This window comes from Agrobacterium tumefaciens, from assembly GCF_005221325.1.
In the GTDB taxonomy this organism is placed as follows: domain Bacteria; phylum Pseudomonadota; class Alphaproteobacteria; order Rhizobiales; family Rhizobiaceae; genus Agrobacterium.
The window spans coordinates 936,422-952,939 of the sequence record NZ_CP039889.1 but is presented as its reverse complement, the minus strand read 5'-3'; the positions used below and the strand labels follow the sequence as shown (position 1 = coordinate 952,939).

Here is a 16,518-nt window from a genome sequence, read left to right as displayed (position 1 = left end):
CTAACCCACCTTGAAGCACATGGCAGCGTCGAGCAGATCGACCGTGCCGATTCCGGTTTCGCCGAGAACGAAGATGCGTTCGCCGTTGACGACGCCGAGCGCATGGCCGATCGGGCCGCCGACATCGATGGCGGCGATATCGCCCACACGGGCCTCACTCGGATGGATGATCGGCAGCATCGAGGCGACCAGTGCGCCGAGCGTCTCGAAACCGAGTTCGCGGACAAGACGGGCAGCGCTGGCGGCGTCATGATAGCGGCCGACGGCAAAGCCGGTCATGTCAACGCCGGTCTGTGCTTTCACGAGGCGGCCGGCAAGGCCGGGGCCGCAATCGTGATCGTACCAGGCAAACGGCTTTGCCTTGATGTCGTCGATCGCGGTTTCGAATTGCCGTCTCCAGTCTGGCAGACGCTTGAGTTCGGTCATTTCGTCCCCCACGCAATTTCCCAGGTGTCGATCTGGCCGGCGTACAGATAGAACTCATCGCCGTCGCGAAGGCGCTGCGCCTCATAGGAGGACTTTTCCGGATTGCTGCGGCCAAGCATGCGCATGACTTCCGAAACGATCTTCAGCGTGGCTTTGCCCTGTCCGCCGATGCGTGGCGTCTTGATTGGCGCGCCATCGACAATGCCCATGAAAATCGGTTCTTCAGGTGCGGCGGGATTGCCCGTGTCCGGACGCAGGGTGATGTCGTGGATTTCGACATGGGCCCGGTGCACGTCATATTCGCGGGTGATCTTGCGGGCGATGTCGGCAATCTTCGACATGTCGATCGTCACCGTCTGGATGGTGAAGTCGGAAACGCGGGGAATATCACTGATCTGAAGCAAGTTTCCGCCGCCATAATAGGGGCGCGTCACGGTCGTGCCGTTCTCGCCCTCGATGACAGTCAGGCCAACATCCTCATCGCCATTCCAGACGCCAAGGCCTTCCTTCACGCCGGTCTGGCGGTTCTTGGCGACAATCCAGACGGCCTTCCGGTCGATCAGGCTGTCGTCTTTGACGTTGTTGAGGATTTCGGTGATTTCGAAAGGTTGGTTTCTCATGTCAGCCTCTCTTCTTCTGGAGTGCGGTAAAGCCGGCGCCATCGGTGACCGATCGGCGCGCCGTGCCGGGCTTGTGGGTGGTTGGCTGGATGATCATCGCGCAGGCCGGACGGGCGAGCGTGACGGCTGCACCAATCACAAGCGACATGGGCAGGCGCGGAAACACGCTGATGTCGGCAATACCGCCCAGCGTGCCGATCACGTCCTGGGAGACTTCGACAAAGGCATATCGCGGTGCTTCCTCGGTGCCATAAACGATCTGCAGCTTGTCGCCTTCGGTCAAAACGTAGTTCGCCGGCAGGCCGGAGACCTGGGCGACGTAACGGTTGGTGGTGCCCCGGATCGTGACATTTGCACCGGCGACGATCGCGCCGTCCGGATCAGCCGCAGGAAACGGAGAAAGCGGGTCGACCAGAAGGAAGGACTGTTTTGCGCCTTCCAGTGCCCGGATGCGGGCGGCAACGCGCTTCAGCTCCGCATGCAGGCCACGGCCAAGCGTGACATTCGCCCGCCAGAACGGGTCCGCCAGTTCGGCCTGCCAGAGATCGCCATTGCCGTCGCCCGACAGTTCGTCGTTGCGCTGGATGTCCCATTCGACCGATGCGATCGGCAAAATGTCGTTGATACGGGCAAGGGGAAGCGGTGCGGCCATCAACGCAACCTCGGATCGGCGTCGATCTGCGCGATGCGGTTCGGCAGGTCCCGGTCATAGCTTTCCACAACGGTCATTGCGATTTCCGGCGCGTCCTCGGCGACGATCTGTTTGACGATCGGGATGATGTTGCCGCTTTCGTCGACCGACAGGCCGAGTTTGATGGCAAGCTCAATGCGCTGCGCAGTGGCGCTGGCTGCTGCCGCCTGCTTTGGCGACATCAGCGGCGAAACATCGGCAGAAACGCCGAGGCGGCCGGACGCATCACGGGTCAGCGGCATGATCGCCTCGGGGCCGGCTTCGCCCATCAGGCCGGTGCCCTTGGCGAATGCGAACATCGTGGGTTTGTTCACTACTCGGTTGGAATAGCCGCTGATGCCGTCAAGGAAGGTGCCACCCTTGGCATAGAGGCCGCCCGGCGCTGAAGGGAAAGCGCCCGTACCGCCACCGAACAGACTGCCCAACCCGCCCAGCAAGCCGCTGAAAAGACCACCGCCCGAACCGCCCGATGCGCTGGACACGCTGAACATGCTGTTCAGAACGTCGTTCATCAGTGTATCGGCAATGCGCTGAAGCGCTTTAACGCCGGCGTTTCCGAAAGCATCCCAGACGCTTTCGCCCTGGCGGAGACCGTCAAAGAAGGTGGACGTAAATTCGCCGGCGAGATCTCGCGCATATTGCAGCTGGTAGTTCGTCCGGATCAGGCCGGCCTCGTAGCTGTCGAAATCGACCGGCAGACCGGACGAGCGCAATGCGCCGGCAATCTGCTGGTCCATCGAGGAGCGGCCGAGCTGCTCGCGCTCAAACAGCAAATCGGCCTTCAGTTTGGCGGATGCTGCGGCCTCGGCATATTTCTTGAAGGCCTCGACGCGGCTGTTGATCGCCTCGACCTGTTTGGACGAAAGCGAACGGCCCTTTTCCTCGGACTGCTGAAGGAGATCGAGCTTGAAGCGCAGCGCGTCGGCCGCAACGCCGGTCTGGCCCGCAAGCTCGGCCTCCAGCTTCATCTGGGCAACACGGTCATCGGCCGTCTTGATCAGGTCTCGGTAGGCGTTGGCGGTGGATGTGGCGGAACGGGCCGCTGACTTCAGTTCCTTTTCCTCTCCCGGCAGATACGACAACTCTACGAGCGGTCGTTTTTCGGGAACCGGCGCATTAATGGGCGTGAAATCCTTGCCAGAGACAAACTTGCCGTTTTCCGTAAACAGGGGCGACAGCTGGTTGAGGTCCGGACCATTCTGACCGGTCAACAGCGCCTGCAAAGCCTGCTCACGGAAAATATTCGCTTGGCGGGCTGCGCCTGCGATTGTGGTCGATAGGTCGCTAAAGGCTTTAGAAAAATTCCCGATCGCAGGAACGCCGGTGGTCTGAAGAGCCGACGCCAGACCCTGCTGAACACTGTTCATAGCTTCAGTGTCGGTTTTGCCCTTTCTGATGCTTTCGGTGACGCCATCCCAAGACCGCTGAAGGCCTTTTATCGATTCGGCCTCTAGGCCGGCTGATTGCATCATCGTCATCAAGTCCGCGAACTCGATATTCAGATCGGCAACCTGTTTTCGCGCAACTTCCCACTGTTGACCGGCGGTCTGGTCTGTCGCTTTCAGAAGTTCCTGGGCATCCTTCGCCGACTGAAGCGCGTCAGAATACGCCTTGAGCGCCGGCACCGCATCGCCCCATTGCCGGACAACGTTGCGTACGAGTTCGGCCTGCTCTTCTAGTAGTGAGTTGGATTTCTCGCCTTCTGAGCCGATCGTAGAAAAATACTGAATAGCGTAGGCCGTGGCACCGACAGCCGCGACTGAAATCAAAGACCATGGGGAAATCAGCCCCATCAGCGCGCCGCGCAAAGCTTGGGCTTTATTTTCAACGTTGGTCATGACACCTGCGACCTGGGGTCCCTGCTGCATGGCAACGGTCCACCAAGGCATAGTCGTCGATGTCGCAAAGATATCTTGCGCTTGGTAGGTCAGGTTAGTGGTCTGAAAACGCAGGTTGTTATTGTTGTTTGCGGGGGGAGCGTCCGTTATCGCCTTGTTTCGCCCCTTGATCGCATCAATGCTTGCGAGAGTGGAACGACGATTGCGGTCAAGGGCGGCCGTCATTTCATCAGTGGAAAGCGCGCCAGCGGCGTGGGCACTGCGAATTTCGAGCTGGGCCTCTTTGTATCGCATGATAACCGCGTACAGCGGATTATACTTAGCTCGCAGCCGGTCGAGTTCCGCACCGGTTCCACCGAGTGGCGTCCGGAGACCTTCGCCAGCCGCCTGATTCAGTTTTTCCAGCTGCTCGGCGGTCTGATCGGCCGCAGCGCCGATCGACGATACGGCCTTGCTGGCCTCGGCCGCACCCTGCTGCGCCTTACTCGGGTCGATCTCGATGCGGGCGGAAATTCTCAACGGATCAGCCATCAGCCATCCACCTCGTTGAGAACGCGCAGCGCGACACCTTCCATGTAACGGAGATCGGCAAAGATATGCGCCGGCGCGCCGATATCATCGAGGACGAGCTTGCAGGCGGGGTAATCGAGACCGAGCCAGATCAGGCCGGAGAGGCCAATAACCATGCGCCACTGCGTTTCGCAGGCACGGAAGGCAATGTAGCTGTCCCAGGCACTGGCCATGATCTGGATATCGTCCTCAACTTTCGGTGCGGCTGCAAAACGGACGCCCATCTGTTCGAATTGCTTTCGGGCGTCGGCATCGATGGCTGTTGGTTTGCTCTTGTCGGCTCGGCCGAGGCGGGCATGCGCCCAGGCCGTAGCGACTAATTCGAGTTTCCCAGGCGGGCCTTGTCTTCGGAGATGGATTCTCGATAAGCCCGGAGGAGCGCATTTTTGACGCGGGTGTGAGCAAGGACGATTTCCACCGTCTCGGGATTGAACGGGATGGCGTTGTCGTCGTCGTCGAGGATGCCATCCCAGCCACGCAACACGTCCGTCAGGGCTTGAAGATCATGAGCATGAAGAGCTTCGTTGATCTTGCGCAGCTCCTCACCCTCGGTTTCGGGCGTGACCTGCTCAAGAATGGCAAGCCGCTCGGCATCGCGAGCTTTGGCGCGTTCGGGCGCGATCAGTGCGAATTGCGCGATGAACTCCTGTTCGAGCAGCTCACCGGGAATGTGCGGATTGGGCTCGATCACTTTGACCGGCCATGGAAAGGTGAGTTCCTGAGAGAGTTTGAAGGCCATTTGAGTTTCCCTTAAACGCGCCTCAAAAGCGCAATGTCAGTCGCGGATGATGATGCCGCCCTCGACAGGACGGCTTCGGATTTTCGGGCAGGCCTCGTAATTGTGCCTGTTGGAGCCGCAATAGGCGCAGCGCAGATGAAGCCGCGTTGCGCTGCCGTTCCATGTTTTCGGGCAGGCTTCGAAGGTGTGGAGCTGGGAGCCGCAATAGGTGCAATAGATGCGCATCGGCTCCCCATCCTCACTCGAAGGTGATCAGAATTTCGTCGTTGCCGGCAGTCGTCGGCGTGAACATCAGCGGAAGGGTGTTGTTCATGATGCGCTGCGTTTCGCCATAGGTCGGGCGGCCGATCTGGACGGCCGGCGCGTCAAACTTGACGATGTTGCCGGCAACCGTGCCATGCTGGGCGGCAAGAATGCCCTTGGTGTGAGAGCGGGCGATCTGGAACCAGTTCTTGTCGGCAAGATGGGTCGCTTCCATGATGGCGCTGCCGGTCATCTGGCGGTCGGTCTGCTCGATCGATTCCGAATTGATGAGCATGCGCGGCTCGATTTGGTTCGCCAGGTCGAAGGTGATGCCCTCGCAGGCGCCGGCGTAACCGAACAGGGAAACCGAGGTGTTGGCGTCGTTGACGGGAACCGGGGCCAGAAAATCGGTCACATCGACGACAGGCAGGGCAACGTCTGCGATGGTGCCGATCAGGCCGGTCATGGTGAAGACGAAACGCGGAATCTGGCGCGGCGTCAGCCCGAAGGTCATGGTGCCGCGTGTACCGACCAGGACATGGTTCACGCCGTCGATATTGAAATAATGCGTGGTGCTTTCGAACAGCTTGGAAACCGGCTTGTATTCGACCTTGGTGGCGGCGGTGACGATTTCCTGAAAGCCGCTGGCGCGAAGGCACGGACCCACGGCCGGCGCAGTGCCGGCAGCGCCAGAGCCGGCAATCTCGACCTCATAGGAAAGGCGGGCATAGTTGCCATCGAGAATGATGCCCTGATGGCCCATGTTGGGCAGTACCAGGTCACGGGTCAAATCTTCGCCGAGCAGCGGTTCCAGGCTCACGTTGGTCGCAAGCATGGCATTGGCCGCGCCGGTCGGCACGGCGTCGACGCCATAGGTTACCTCGGGTTTCACCAGGAGGGCGCGGTTACGCCAGTAGCGTTTAGCCATTGTTGCTTTCCTTCGGTTTCCGGCCGGAACCGGTGATGTTCTTGCGGATGGCCTCGGCGGTGGCTTCGCTCACGCCTGGCGCGGACTGTTTCTGTTCGGTACGGCTCACCAGTTTGAGAGAACCGTCCTGATTGCGGATGTATGTGCCGCCCTGGCCGTCCATCATCGTTTCTCCTGGTAGTAGGCGCTGGTGAACACGTCTTCGAACCAGACGACACCGTTAAGCGCCTGTTGAATTTCGCCCTCGACATGCTCAAGCGGATCGGATGCGCCTGCCGGCAGAAAGCCTAGAAGCTGGCCGCGCACGAAAGCCTTCAGCGCCTCGATGTCGGCGCGGGCCGCGCCGTTATCGCCTCGGGACAGGTTTTCCGTGACGATCACGACGGCGACATCGAAGGCGGTCCTCTGGCGCAGAATGTTGACATGCTCATTCGGCGCGGACTTCTCATGCGAGATGTACACGTAGACGGCTGGCAGGTTGACCGGCCGGTCTTTCACGTCCGCCAGCTCGGCCGCATCGCCTGCGATCGCGAAGGGTGTGTCGTTCTCCAAAAGTCGGGCGATAATTGACTCGATCATCGTGCCTTGCCTTCCAGATAGTCCTGACCGATCTCGACAAGCCGCGTGCGGTCCTCGGCCGAAAAGCCGAGATAGGGGCGTGCCGGCACGGTAATGGTGTGTTCGCCGATTGTGATCTTTCTTTCTTCGGAGCCTTTCTTGCCGCGTGGCACGAACCGGGTTCTTCCGCGTATCTTCCCAAGCGATGCCCGCTGGCTGCGGGCGTACATCCGGATTTCACCGCCCTCCTGGTGGACACGGGCATAGACAAGGTTCGAACCGACAGACGCGGAGCGCTCATCGGAATGGCCAACGATGCTGCGGTAAAGTGCGGTGGTGACACGCAGGATGTTGTTTGCGCCGCGTTGCCGGCCACGAATTTTCTTCAGCTGCGTGCGGCGGGCGAGCGCCTTCCACTTTATGCCGTCCGGGCCGGTTTCCAGCTCGAAGCGGCGCTGTGTCGAAAAGACGAGGTAGGAGGCAAAGGCCGATGTCAGTTCGCCGGGATGCGCAACGGCAAGGCCGATCCGCGAAATAACCGGCGTCAGTTCGTCATCGAGATAGATGGCCGAGCCAGTCATCAGTAATCCTTCAGGCTGTCACGGGTGAAGACACGACCAGGCGCAGACGCCCGAACCGAACCGCCGCCTGCCGGCGCCGGCGTTTCTCCGCCGTCCGTCAGTTCGACCAGGCCGCGCGAAACGTCACGCAGGAAGCCGACCGCCTCGTTATAGGCGCGGGTGACCGGGCTATCCTTGTCGGCTGCCTTGCCATGAAGGTAATAGCGGGCGATATCGGCCGCGTTCTTCGTGAGGATCGGTGGAACGACGCTCAAAGGCAGCTTGAGGACCTTTTTAAGATAGCCGTCGATCAGGGCGGATGCGTCGGAAATGGCGCGCTCGACGACAACAGGATTGATCGTCGAAACCGGCTTGTTAACGCGGTCCGTCAGTTCGATCAGTTCTTTTTCGCCGAAACGGTCGATCAGGTCCTGTTGCGTGACGTAGGTCAATCGATGACCTCAACCGTTAGGAGCGGTTCTGCGATGATCGCTTCCAGCTGCTCGGGCGAGAGATCGCCGGGGCGATAGTCAACCGGCCTGGACGAATGGGCTATGCCGGCGCGTCGGAAGCCATCACGATTGGAGGTGACGCGCACCAGCGGCGGGTGTTCCGCCAAGAGGGTTTCCGTGAAAGGAGACAGCAGCGCGAACGACAGCGGGAAATCGCGCTCGAATTCCTCAGGTGTCATAGATGCATAACGGTTGGCGTGTTCGCCAGCTCCGTTCAAAACGTCGCTGATTGTCAACGTGCCAATACCCTCGGCAACGCCGATTCTCAGTCCTCCCGATTTCATCGAGAATGACACCGGCTCTGAAGCGAGACGGATGTCCTTCAGGACGGCGATTTCCTCGACGAGTTCACGCACGATGCCGGCCGGATCGTCGCTTCCAATCCATTCCTGAAGCTCGGGATAATCCCGTGCGACATCGACAATGATCTCAAGCAGCGATTTGCCGATCGCAGCCAGCGTCAGGGTCTCGGTAAGATGGCCGATATCGTCGACCTTCAGCACACCGGACGTTTCGCCGCTGACGGAACCGGCATTCGCGCCGGCTCCGTTCGCATCGCCCTGGGAGGGTTCGGTGGAAAGGTTGACCGATGCGGTGGCCGCATCCACATCGGTCTGGTCATGCCCTTCGTCGGTGAGGTTCTGGTCAGCAACAGAACCATCGGCGTCGGCCGGGCCGGTATTATTCCCGTCAGGTGCTCTCAAACCTGACGGGTCAGATGCAACCGATGTGGTAACGGCTGCATCATCCTGCGTGCCATCCGTCTTGACGGTCTCAAGATCGACGGCGGGCGCGGTGGAACGGGATTTCTTCGGGGATGTCGTAGGCTTCGACATAAAAACTATCCTTTCGAGGGCTTTGCGAAAGCGGCTGGTGAGCGGTTTTCAAAAAGCCCTCCCGAATGAACGGGAGGGAGGTGCAGGCTGGGGCAGGTCAAGCCAGCCAGGGAACAACCAGGACTTCGGCAGTGCCGAACCATTCGTTGGTGCCGCCGCCGTCTTTCAGGCTGTTGCCGACGATGCGGCGGGCGGCGCCTTCGAGAGACGGCGGGACGACAAGAAGTTTCGGCTGGATCGCAAGCGGACGGCCATAGTCGCCCTTCATGTTTGCAAGCCCGGTGCGCGCAGCCTCGTAGTGGGCCGTGTCGAGCACCTGCTTCGAACCCCAGGCCATCTGCCAGAAACCGAAGCCGACGGCGCAACGACCATCGAGGCCGTAGCGGAATTCCTTCTTGGTGAAGACGTTTTCGTCGTCATCCTTGTCCATGCGCACGAGGTTGGTGAATTTCTTGCGCTCCTGGTAGATGAGCGGCTTCAACGCGCGGCTGGTGTCGAGCAGGAACCACGGCGTACCATTGCCACCGTCTGTGTTGGCGACGGAGATGGTATTGCCGTTTGCATCGAGGACCGGATGGTCAGTGTCGAAGAAGAACTGCTTGTCGTAGCACAAGGTGGCCCAGCCAGCCTTCAGTAGAGGCCAGATCAGCGTGTCCGGGAATGTCACGGCGGTCTGCCCGAAGTCACGGAACATCGGCGCATAGATGCCGAGATTGTCATCGTTGAAGTCGTTGCGATCGACGCCGATGGTGTTTTCGTAGTCCTTGTTCTTCAGCGAGTAGCCGTGCTTGGCCAGCCCGTTGACGACGCGGTCACCGATCCATTCGCGGAAGCCCGGGAAATTGCCGAGCCAGCCATATTCCTGCGTGGCGGTCGTGGAGGGCACGGTTGTTGCGATGCGACCGAACATGCTGGTCGCTTCGCCAATGCCCTGCTGGAAGGCTGCATTGAAGCCGACATAGGCGGAGCGGAGTGTCTGGGTGTTGATTTCCATGTCTCACCTTCAGGAGAACGTTACCCACACGCCCTGGTCGTCGACATCGAAAATCTTGCCGGCGACAGAGCGGGTGTTGGTGGCGGAGGTTTTGGCGACGGTCTGGTCATCGACGCCGTAGCAGTCGTTGCCGATATCCGCCTTGGTGATGAGGTCCGCAGCCGCCGAGTTGGCGAAACGGTAGGTGCCAGCGCCGACCTCGACAGTCAGGGCATCGTTTGCACCGGCTGCATTATCGACGCGACGTTCAACGCGACCGACGCCGCGAAGGCCGAGCGCGGTGGACATGGGAACGACGCGGCCCGCCGCATTCACCGCCGCCATGGCGCCGGCGAAATAAACAGTGGCAGCGGCGGCGGAAAAGACCCTGCGGGTATTGGACGCACGCTCGGGGGTATTGCGATCAGCAGCAAGTGCCGTCATGCGTCACCGCCTTTCTTGGCGTTCAACATCTGCTCTTCGGTCAGACCCATCTGACGCATGACTGCGATCTCTGCGTCGTTGAGGCTGGGCTTGCCGTTCTCGGGAGGGTTGGCGCTGGCCGTGCGCTGCGCAGAGGTGAGCACGGGGGCTTTGCCAACGAACTCCGAGAACTTCTTCGGATCGGCCCTGTGCATCGCGAGGCCCCAATCCTTCAGCGCCGGAGCAAGCTTGCCGTCGCGGATGGCGTCGCCGACTGCGGCTTCTGCATCCTTGCTGGCGTCCTTCTCCTTCAGGAGATTGAGATCAGCCTGCATCGCGCTGACCTGTTCGATCGGAACGAATTTCGTCGGATCGGGCGTGACAGCGGAATGGGCGGAAGACAGAACGCTGACGATGTCGTCGACGCTGGCGTCTTCCTTTTTGCCGGCAGCAAGCGCGATCTTCTTGCGATCAGCGAAGGCGGACTGGACGGCCGTGGCGATCGCCTCGGACTTGGCGTCCTTCGTAAGACCGGCCGCAACGGCAATTGCCGTCGAGCTGGTCAGCAGCGAATTGATGGCGACAAGCACATCGTCTTCGCTGCCGCCTTCGGCCAGGCCGAGGGCAGCAAGCACCTTTTTCATGGATACCTCTGGTTCAGTGTTGCGGGTGGAAAAAATCGAATGGGCCGAGACCTCGAACAGATCGAGGTTCGGAACGTTGGTCAGGGCCACCGTCTGAAGGGCCAGCACTTCGCCTGCCTTGGTGTGGAAATAGACCGGGGAAATGTAGCGATACTCTTTCGCCTTGATGGCCGCGGCGGCATTGGCCGTCCACTCGACACGGCCATAAAGCCCGTCCGGACGCGCCTCGACTTCCTTGATCCAGCCGGCTGCGGGAGCAGGCTTGCCGTTCTCCAGCGTGTTGCGGCTCTGGTGCTCGTAGTCGATCAGGATGTCTGTCTTGCCGGCATAGCGGCGGGTCGTATCGGCGATGCGCTGGAGCGACACCAAGTCGCCGGAATTATAGGGGCCGCGACCGTCGCGACCGGAGAATGTGCCGGCCGGGATCAGAAGCATCCACGTTTCGTCTGCGGCGGATGCCGTCAGCTCGGCGGAATGCGCCGTGAGCAATGCGGAAGCAAGGAGGGTTGCGAGAGCGTTTTTCATGCTCCCATCTAAAGGAGAGCACCGGAAACTTTCGCCCGGCCGAAATCAACCTCCCGGCCGCCATCTCCACGTCATCATGGATAACGCGACAGATCGAACCGGGCAAGGGAAGCAAGGCCCAAAATTGAGGCCGATTAAAAGCCCGTAGAAGCGTTTTTGCCGTCCGGATGATGGATGGCGCGGCTCAACCGTCTCAAACGCTGCCTGAGGGCTTTTGTTTCAATCGTGGCTATGGCGGATTTTGGGGCGAGCCGAGGCCATTTGCCATCTTCTGGGCGAGCAGCTGCGCCACCCGCGCTTCGTACCCGGCCTTGCCCGGATTATAGCCCCAGCCCGGATCGATGCCATCGGGAACACGGGTGACTTCGCCGGTGCGTTTGTTGACGAAATTGCGCCAGGTGTTTTCCGGTGGCTCGAATATCAGCTTTTCGCCCTGGGCAAGCAACATGTCGATGTCACGTTGCGAAAGGCTTTGCAGCGTGCAACGGCATCCCCAGCCGCAAGGCGGTGCCCATTCGTTCCAATAGGGATGGTCGATCGGCAACACGAGATTGTGCCGGCGAGCATGTTCCGGACGGACATGATCGTCGCGCATCGTGACATAGCGCAGATATGGCCGGGTGCGGCGGTTCTGCTCGAAGCTCGTCCAGTGACCGGCCGCATAGGACACCCGCATGTTGGTGTCGAAGATGGTGCGCAGACGGCGCGCGCTGCCGAGCTGCGCCGGCACGGTCTCGCCCGTCACGGGATCTGCGATGATTTTTTTTCCCCACCAGCCCTTCGCCTGAAGGATCGGCTGCAGCTGGCGGGATGCCTGCTCGATCGTCTGGCCTTCACTCAAGAGGCGCTCAATGGCCGCTAGAATATCGTTCAAGATATCGAATCCGGCAGACCTGGCGACGGTGAAACTGGTGGCATGCTCTGCCTGCCACATGTCGAGATAGGAGAGCGTCTCGACGGGCGAGCCGATGCGGGCGGCAAAGGCGGCGATGGCATCGCGGGGCGGCAGGGGCTGAAGGATCGCTGCCACGCGTCAGACCTCGTCAGACAGGGTTTCGTCGCCGAGACCTGCCAGTCGTGCCGAGAAGGCGGCGCGGGCAAGAATCTCCGTCAGGGCGTTCACGTCCATGGACACGAGGCGTTCCTGAAGGATGGCGCGGACTTCGGCAATGTCCTTCGCCTGGGCAATCTGCGCCTCAAGCCCCTCGACGATCGGAGCCACCATCGGCTCCCAACCGTCGTCCGACAGGATTTTCGCAATGCTGTCGTCGATCGCATCGCCCGGCGCCGGCAGGTCCTGAGCGCGATGCATGGAAACCTGCGGTTTCGCCGGCGTCGTGGTTTCCGTTTTCGCTGGTGGCTCGGCGGCCTGGGGATTGGAACGGCTGACGGGACGTAGCAGCTCCTCGTCCTTGTCCGGGTCCTCGATGCCGAGCTTGTCGCGCACCTTCGCCATGCCGACCTTGCCGCCCAGGTTCACAAAGGCGGTGACGTTTTTCATGTATTTTTCAAGATCGACTTCCTGCGGCCGGCCGATGCGGATTTTCGGATAGGCCTTTTGCCGTCCCTTGTTGAGGGAGATATATGCCACCACGAAATCGCGGTTGAGCGTTGCCGCCAGCTGCTTGGCGTCGGACCGCTCGATATCGGCTTTCACGCCATCATGGACCTTGCCGACAGCATAACCGCCGGCGATGGCATCCGTGGTGCCGGTCTGCCCGAGAACGACTTTCGATGTCTGCTGGTCGAGGAAGTTGCACCGCTTCTCGTAAAGCTCGTGCGAACCTGAAATGTCCGCCTTGATGAACTCGACCGACATCGAGGCCGGGATGATGGCGGAATAATCGACACCGATATTGGCAACGGCGCGCAGCAGAACGTCCTTGTCCTCGTCCGTCGCGCCTTCGCCCCATTTTCCCAGGCGAAGCGGCTGGCCATAAGCTTCGCAGAAGATTGCCCAGTCCTTCATGGTGAAGGACTTGAACAGGAACGTCCAGCAGACGGCGCGGGCAATGCCACCACGGATCGGCAGGCCGGATTTCACCTTCGCCTGGTGAACGATCCACTTGAATGGCGCGAGCGCCACATCGCCACCGATATCGCGCAGCAGAAGCGTTTCGCCATCGGCCTCATCGAATCGGAACCAGCGCGGATCGCGCCATTTCAGCGCCACCGGGTTCCACTGGCTTGACGAGGTTTCCCAGATGATTTCCGTCGCGGAAAAGCCCTTGCCGATTGCATCGAGCATATCGACAAGTTCGCTCTCGAAGGCGTCACGCTCGATGAAGGAGCGGACCATGTCGGCATTCTCGACATCGCTGGCGTCCTCGCTGGCGGCCTCGACCGTGATCTCCAGGCCGGCCACTTGCAGCTTGCGGGCGGCAAGCACGCCGGCGTAATGCAGGTCGCGCTCCTCCATGTCCTCGGCAAGTTCAAGATAGGCCTCCGGCTCGCCATTCATGGATGTTCTCAGAAGACGGCCGAGCTTGGCGGGCGTCAGACCGCTAGCCTGGTGCTCCGTGTTCGGCCGGCGCACGCCCATCATGGTCGGGGCGGCCTGTTCCTTCTTCAGCATGGCGGAGCTGACGGGATTACCCCATTGGTCGATGATTTTGGCCATCAGTAGATTCCTTTCGATCGACGCATCGAGGCAAGGCGCGTCGGTGCGCCGTCGTCACGATCGGTGTTGGGGGTATCGAACTTGGAGGCGGCACGCGGGGCCGCCTTGTAGGCATATTGCCCGACTGGCGTATTGGCTGCCTCGATCGCCAGCGCCAAAGCCCAGAAACGGTCGGCATGGCCGTCGGGCGTGCGTTCTGCCGTAAACCGGACATTGCCGGCCGCCGTGACCTGTTTCGTCACCGAGCGCAGATCGGAGCGAATATGCTTGTCGAAAGGAATGCGCAGCCGCCGATCTTCCATCTTCGAACGAACCGGATAGGCCAGTGCTTCCTTGACGCGGGGCGTGAAGGTGACAGCCTCGACACGATCAGTGCCGAACTTCTTCTGCGCGTCGTCGGCCCAGCCGATACCGAGGCCGGTGGCGTCGATCGTGGTCCTTACGCAGCGCTCGATCCATGGCCAGATAACCTTCTCCTGGTCACCCTTGGTCATGTTCTGAAGCGTTTCGATATGGCGGGTGTAAAGCACGTCGCCGAGCTTCTCGACAACCCACAACACCGTCAGGTCATGTTTACGGCCGATATCGATGCCGGCATAAAGAATGCCGCCCTCGATGCTGCGCCAGTTCACATCGGAAGCGTACTCGGCCGAGCCTATCAGGTCATATTCCAGAAACGCCGTGTCGTCGTCGGCGGGCTGGCACATGTATTCCTGAAGGAAGCTCTCTTCGTCTGCGCAGCCCGATCTGACAAAGTCGAAATAGGCGGCCTCATCCATCTCCTGGCGTTCGTCGTCGGCGGGCAGCGATTTCTGCAGCTTGTAAAGAAAACCGTCATCGAGGGCGTTCTGCAGCGTGACAGTATGCAGGCTGATTTTCTTGGGGTTGCCACCTTCCTTGATTTCGCGGACGAGCTGGTTGAAGAAATTGTGCGAGCCGCGATGCGTGGAAATGACTTCCAGCTGGCCGCCCCAGGTGATGCCGGGATAAGCGATTGACCAGAGTTTTCGCGGATCGGGATGCAGGGCGAACTCATCGAGGACGCGACCGCCGCGCTTGCCGGCCTGGGCGTCTGCATTCGACGACATGGAATAGATCGCGCGGCTGGAAGCAAACTTTAGAACCTGGGCGGTCTGTCTGGTCTCAGGGTCGATGACCTGCTCACCCATGTCCTTGGCAGCAATATCGAGGATACCCGCAAACAGTTTGCAGTCCTCGACAAAGAGCCGTGCCTGCAATTCATCGCGTGAGGTAACCCACTGGTCACGTATGGCCGTGTTGACTGCGGTGCGTGATACCGTGGCGTAAGCAGTCGACCATGACAAACCGATCTGCCGGCCTTTCTCCATTTGCTTCAGCCGGGATTTGTCGCTGATCCACCGCGCCTGGTAGGGGAGAAAAATGGCCGCGGGATCGGCAGGAATAATGCGGGCGGCTCCCATCAGCCAGCCCCCAGCCTGCGATTGATTTCGTCAAGGGTTTCCTGAGAAATGCCGGCTTTCTCGCCGACGGTCTTAAGAGTGGCTTTGACGTTCTCCTTAAATTCGGCCTCGACCTTCTGGCGCCGTGCTGTCGAAACGCCCTGCGCCCTGGATGCGGAAAAGAGCGCATCGGCCAACGCCTTCGCACCCTTCGGATCAAACCCGGCCTCACCACCGGCCGTCACCAGCTCGAACACGAGCGTCTTGATTGCCTCGGACGCGATCAGGGTCAGATCGTCCGACGCGGCCGCATCGAACTTGCTGGCAAGTGTAGAGGCGATTTCGCGGGTCTGGTGCAGGCGCTGCGTCAGTGTCGCGAGGCGGATAGAATACCGGTTGAAGGCCGAGAACGAGGGAATTGAGAATTCCAGTTCGCCACGATACTCGCGATCCACGGCTTCGAGCTTGCCGACGAACTCCTCATAGATTTCCGTCTGCGTGCGGTCACGCTTCTGAAGCTCCTCGGCGGCCCATGCAACAGCATCGGCGCACGCCTCGGGCAAAAGTTCGATACCGGAAAGCCGGCCGCGCCCCGTGCTCATTCACCAGGCTCCGAAGGACGACGAACGCCCTCGATGGCGATTTCCCGGTTGAGATGGCGACGGCCGCGCTTGTTCAGCGTGGCGATCTTGACGGTGCCGGCGCTGGTGAGCGTCACCGCATCCCGCTCCGCCAGATATTCCATCTGCTCGTGAATCCACAAACGGGTTTCCCGCACACCGAAAACAGGCATGATTTCTTCAAGCATGCTGCTTTCGAGCGTCCCGTCGATCTGTTCGGCAAGCGCCTTCAAAATGATGAGCCTTGCACGCTCGCGGCGCATCCGCGCCCAATCCACACCGATATCAGACATTGGCCTGTTTCGCCCTTTCCAACAGCAGATCGTTCAAAGCCTCGCCGTTCGCCTTGATCGGCTTGAGGGTTTCGTTGAGGGTGTCGAGACGCCCGTTGACCTTTTCGAGCGCCAGTTCCAGCCGGTGCTGGCTTTCCCGGTCGGGCAAATATTTCATGTCGCTTTCGACCGACTGGATGCGGCGATCGTGCTCGATCAGCTTTTTTTCGTGCACCTCGGCCTCGACTTTGAGGGCGGTGACATCCTTGGCGAGTTCCTTTTCACCGCTGTTCATCCAGCCCTTGATATGGCCGAGGAGCGCGATGACGCCGAGTGCGAGGCTGACATAGGGGATCATGTCACTGGGGATCATGGACCGGGCTCCGGCGCGTTGTCGATCGCCGCAACGGCCGCTGCGCGGCGGGCATCGCAGGAAAGGATTTCGGTGCGGTCAGCGCCCCATCGCGCGGTGACCTCACGCTCCGGCATGTCACGGTCG

At 60.5% G+C, this 16,518-nt stretch carries 22 protein-coding genes; all 22 read right to left on the bottom strand.

All coding sequences use genetic code 11. The features are described 5' to 3' along the window. The 22 genes from CFBP5499_RS19275 to CFBP5499_RS19175 all read right to left on the bottom strand — a co-directional run bounded on the left by CFBP5499_RS19275 (nt 1) and on the right by CFBP5499_RS19175 (nt 16,392). Entirely contained in the window at nt 1-426 is a 426-nt protein-coding gene (locus CFBP5499_RS19275; protein ID WP_080829235.1) for a DUF6950 family protein, read from the bottom strand. Continuing rightward, nucleotides 423-1,046 (bottom strand): hypothetical protein, encoded by a 624-nt coding sequence (locus tag CFBP5499_RS19270; RefSeq protein WP_080829237.1) that lies wholly within the window; start codon nt 1,044-1,046, stop codon nt 423-425. Before CFBP5499_RS19270 ends, CFBP5499_RS19275 begins: the two co-directional genes overlap by 4 nt. Nucleotide 1,047: 1 nt before the next feature. Beyond that, a complete protein-coding gene (locus CFBP5499_RS19265) occupies nt 1,048-1,698 on the bottom strand; it encodes a hypothetical protein (RefSeq protein ID WP_080829239.1) in 651 nt (216 codons plus the stop codon). Continuing rightward, nucleotides 1,698-4,106 (bottom strand): phage tail length tape measure family protein, encoded by a 2,409-nt coding sequence (locus tag CFBP5499_RS19260; protein ID WP_080829240.1) that lies wholly within the window; start codon nt 4,104-4,106, stop codon nt 1,698-1,700. The genes CFBP5499_RS19265 and CFBP5499_RS19260 overlap by 1 nt, the downstream gene beginning before the upstream one ends. Continuing rightward, entirely contained in the window at nt 4,106-4,369 is a 264-nt protein-coding gene (locus CFBP5499_RS19255; RefSeq protein ID WP_065656455.1) for a DUF1799 domain-containing protein, read from the bottom strand. Before CFBP5499_RS19255 ends, CFBP5499_RS19260 begins: the two co-directional genes overlap by 1 nt. Before the next feature lie 92 nt (nt 4,370-4,461). After that, a complete protein-coding gene (locus CFBP5499_RS19250) occupies nt 4,462-4,884 on the bottom strand; it encodes a hypothetical protein (RefSeq protein WP_080829242.1) in 423 nt (140 codons plus the stop codon). A 36-nt stretch (nt 4,885-4,920) separates the two neighbouring features. Next, on the bottom strand, nt 4,921-5,109 hold the full coding sequence (locus CFBP5499_RS19245; protein ID WP_080829243.1) for a hypothetical protein: 189 nt from the start codon (nt 5,107-5,109) through the stop codon (nt 4,921-4,923). A 13-nt stretch (nt 5,110-5,122) separates the two neighbouring features. Further along, complete coding sequence (locus CFBP5499_RS19240; protein ID WP_080829245.1) at nt 5,123-6,055, bottom strand: phage tail tube protein; 933 nt, start codon at nt 6,053-6,055, stop codon at nt 5,123-5,125. Next, complete coding sequence (locus tag CFBP5499_RS30105; RefSeq protein ID WP_158523297.1) at nt 6,048-6,221, bottom strand: hypothetical protein; 174 nt, start codon at nt 6,219-6,221, stop codon at nt 6,048-6,050. The genes CFBP5499_RS19240 and CFBP5499_RS30105 overlap by 8 nt, the downstream gene beginning before the upstream one ends. Then, nucleotides 6,218-6,634: a phage tail terminator protein gene (locus tag CFBP5499_RS19235; RefSeq protein ID WP_080829247.1), complete on the bottom strand. Its 417-nt coding sequence runs from the start codon at nt 6,632-6,634 to the stop codon at nt 6,218-6,220. The genes CFBP5499_RS30105 and CFBP5499_RS19235 overlap by 4 nt, the downstream gene beginning before the upstream one ends. Next, a complete protein-coding gene (locus tag CFBP5499_RS19230; protein ID WP_080829249.1) occupies nt 6,631-7,194 on the bottom strand; it encodes a phage virion morphogenesis protein in 564 nt (187 codons plus the stop codon). Before CFBP5499_RS19230 ends, CFBP5499_RS19235 begins: the two co-directional genes overlap by 4 nt. Further along, nucleotides 7,194-7,625, bottom strand: a complete 432-nt coding sequence (locus CFBP5499_RS19225; RefSeq protein ID WP_080829250.1) for a gp436 family protein — start codon at nt 7,623-7,625, stop codon at nt 7,194-7,196. Before CFBP5499_RS19225 ends, CFBP5499_RS19230 begins: the two co-directional genes overlap by 1 nt. After that, nucleotides 7,622-8,521, bottom strand: a complete 900-nt coding sequence (locus CFBP5499_RS19220; RefSeq protein ID WP_080829252.1) for an HI1506-related protein — start codon at nt 8,519-8,521, stop codon at nt 7,622-7,624. The genes CFBP5499_RS19225 and CFBP5499_RS19220 overlap by 4 nt, the downstream gene beginning before the upstream one ends. 97 nt (nt 8,522-8,618) lie before the next feature. After that, entirely contained in the window at nt 8,619-9,515 is an 897-nt protein-coding gene (locus tag CFBP5499_RS19215; RefSeq protein WP_065656447.1) for a Mu-like prophage major head subunit gpT family protein, read from the bottom strand. 9 nt (nt 9,516-9,524) lie between these two features. Then, nucleotides 9,525-9,938 carry a hypothetical protein gene (locus CFBP5499_RS19210; RefSeq protein ID WP_065656446.1) on the bottom strand — a complete coding sequence of 138 codons (414 nt, stop codon included), beginning with the start codon at nt 9,936-9,938 and terminating at the stop codon, nt 9,525-9,527. Then, on the bottom strand, nt 9,935-11,086 hold the full coding sequence (locus CFBP5499_RS19205) for a phage protease (protein ID WP_080829253.1): 1,152 nt from the start codon (nt 11,084-11,086) through the stop codon (nt 9,935-9,937). Before CFBP5499_RS19205 ends, CFBP5499_RS19210 begins: the two co-directional genes overlap by 4 nt. 229 nt (nt 11,087-11,315) lie before the next feature. Then, on the bottom strand, nt 11,316-12,116 hold the full coding sequence (locus CFBP5499_RS19200) for a phage minor head protein (RefSeq protein WP_080829255.1): 801 nt from the start codon (nt 12,114-12,116) through the stop codon (nt 11,316-11,318). Nucleotides 12,117-12,119: 3 nt separating this feature from the next. Beyond that, nucleotides 12,120-13,706, bottom strand: a complete 1,587-nt coding sequence (locus tag CFBP5499_RS19195) for a DUF935 domain-containing protein (protein ID WP_080829257.1) — start codon at nt 13,704-13,706, stop codon at nt 12,120-12,122. Then, complete coding sequence (locus CFBP5499_RS19190; protein WP_080829259.1) at nt 13,706-15,148, bottom strand: terminase large subunit domain-containing protein; 1,443 nt, start codon at nt 15,146-15,148, stop codon at nt 13,706-13,708. The genes CFBP5499_RS19195 and CFBP5499_RS19190 overlap by 1 nt, the downstream gene beginning before the upstream one ends. Continuing rightward, complete coding sequence (locus tag CFBP5499_RS19185) at nt 15,148-15,729, bottom strand: DUF3486 family protein (protein WP_080829263.1); 582 nt, start codon at nt 15,727-15,729, stop codon at nt 15,148-15,150. The genes CFBP5499_RS19190 and CFBP5499_RS19185 overlap by 1 nt, the downstream gene beginning before the upstream one ends. Beyond that, nucleotides 15,726-16,040 (bottom strand): hypothetical protein, encoded by a 315-nt coding sequence (locus CFBP5499_RS19180; RefSeq protein WP_080829265.1) that lies wholly within the window; start codon nt 16,038-16,040, stop codon nt 15,726-15,728. Before CFBP5499_RS19180 ends, CFBP5499_RS19185 begins: the two co-directional genes overlap by 4 nt. Further along, entirely contained in the window at nt 16,033-16,392 is a 360-nt protein-coding gene (locus CFBP5499_RS19175) for a DUF2730 family protein (protein ID WP_080829267.1), read from the bottom strand. Before CFBP5499_RS19175 ends, CFBP5499_RS19180 begins: the two co-directional genes overlap by 8 nt. Between the last annotated feature and the right edge of the window lie 126 nt (nt 16,393-16,518).

Bases quoted from the DNA above. Each gene is read 5' to 3' on its own strand.
- CFBP5499_RS19205 (WP_080829253.1), bottom strand. From the start codon at position 11,086: ATGAAAAACGCTCTCGCAACCCTCCTTGCTTCCGCATTGCTCACGGCG.
- CFBP5499_RS19265 (WP_080829239.1), bottom strand. From the start codon at position 1,698: ATGGCCGCACCGCTTCCCCTTGCCCGTATCAACGACATTTTGCCGATC.
- CFBP5499_RS19250 (WP_080829242.1), bottom strand. From the start codon at position 4,884: ATGGCCTTCAAACTCTCTCAGGAACTCACCTTTCCATGGCCGGTCAAA.
- CFBP5499_RS19240 (WP_080829245.1), bottom strand. From the start codon at position 6,055: ATGGCTAAACGCTACTGGCGTAACCGCGCCCTCCTGGTGAAACCCGAG.
- CFBP5499_RS19255 (WP_065656455.1), bottom strand. From the start codon at position 4,369: ATGGGCGTCCGTTTTGCAGCCGCACCGAAAGTTGAGGACGATATCCAG.
- CFBP5499_RS19215 (WP_065656447.1), bottom strand. From the start codon at position 9,515: ATGGAAATCAACACCCAGACACTCCGCTCCGCCTATGTCGGCTTCAAT.
- CFBP5499_RS19185 (WP_080829263.1), bottom strand. From the start codon at position 15,729: ATGAGCACGGGGCGCGGCCGGCTTTCCGGTATCGAACTTTTGCCCGAG.
- CFBP5499_RS19245 (WP_080829243.1), bottom strand. From the start codon at position 5,109: ATGCGCATCTATTGCACCTATTGCGGCTCCCAGCTCCACACCTTCGAA.
- CFBP5499_RS19260 (WP_080829240.1), bottom strand. From the start codon at position 4,106: ATGGCTGATCCGTTGAGAATTTCCGCCCGCATCGAGATCGACCCGAGT.
- CFBP5499_RS19195 (WP_080829257.1), bottom strand. From the start codon at position 13,706: ATGGCCAAAATCATCGACCAATGGGGTAATCCCGTCAGCTCCGCCATG.
- CFBP5499_RS30105 (WP_158523297.1), bottom strand. From the start codon at position 6,221: ATGATGGACGGCCAGGGCGGCACATACATCCGCAATCAGGACGGTTCT.
- CFBP5499_RS19270 (WP_080829237.1), bottom strand. From the start codon at position 1,046: ATGAGAAACCAACCTTTCGAAATCACCGAAATCCTCAACAACGTCAAA.
- CFBP5499_RS19175 (WP_080829267.1), bottom strand. From the start codon at position 16,392: ATGATCCCCAGTGACATGATCCCCTATGTCAGCCTCGCACTCGGCGTC.
- CFBP5499_RS19220 (WP_080829252.1), bottom strand. From the start codon at position 8,521: ATGTCGAAGCCTACGACATCCCCGAAGAAATCCCGTTCCACCGCGCCC.
- CFBP5499_RS19230 (WP_080829249.1), bottom strand. From the start codon at position 7,194: ATGACTGGCTCGGCCATCTATCTCGATGACGAACTGACGCCGGTTATT.
- CFBP5499_RS19210 (WP_065656446.1), bottom strand. From the start codon at position 9,938: ATGACGGCACTTGCTGCTGATCGCAATACCCCCGAGCGTGCGTCCAAT.
- CFBP5499_RS19180 (WP_080829265.1), bottom strand. From the start codon at position 16,040: ATGTCTGATATCGGTGTGGATTGGGCGCGGATGCGCCGCGAGCGTGCA.
- CFBP5499_RS19275 (WP_080829235.1), bottom strand. From the start codon at position 426: ATGACCGAACTCAAGCGTCTGCCAGACTGGAGACGGCAATTCGAAACC.
- CFBP5499_RS19235 (WP_080829247.1), bottom strand. From the start codon at position 6,634: ATGATCGAGTCAATTATCGCCCGACTTTTGGAGAACGACACACCCTTC.
- CFBP5499_RS19190 (WP_080829259.1), bottom strand. From the start codon at position 15,148: ATGGGAGCCGCCCGCATTATTCCTGCCGATCCCGCGGCCATTTTTCTC.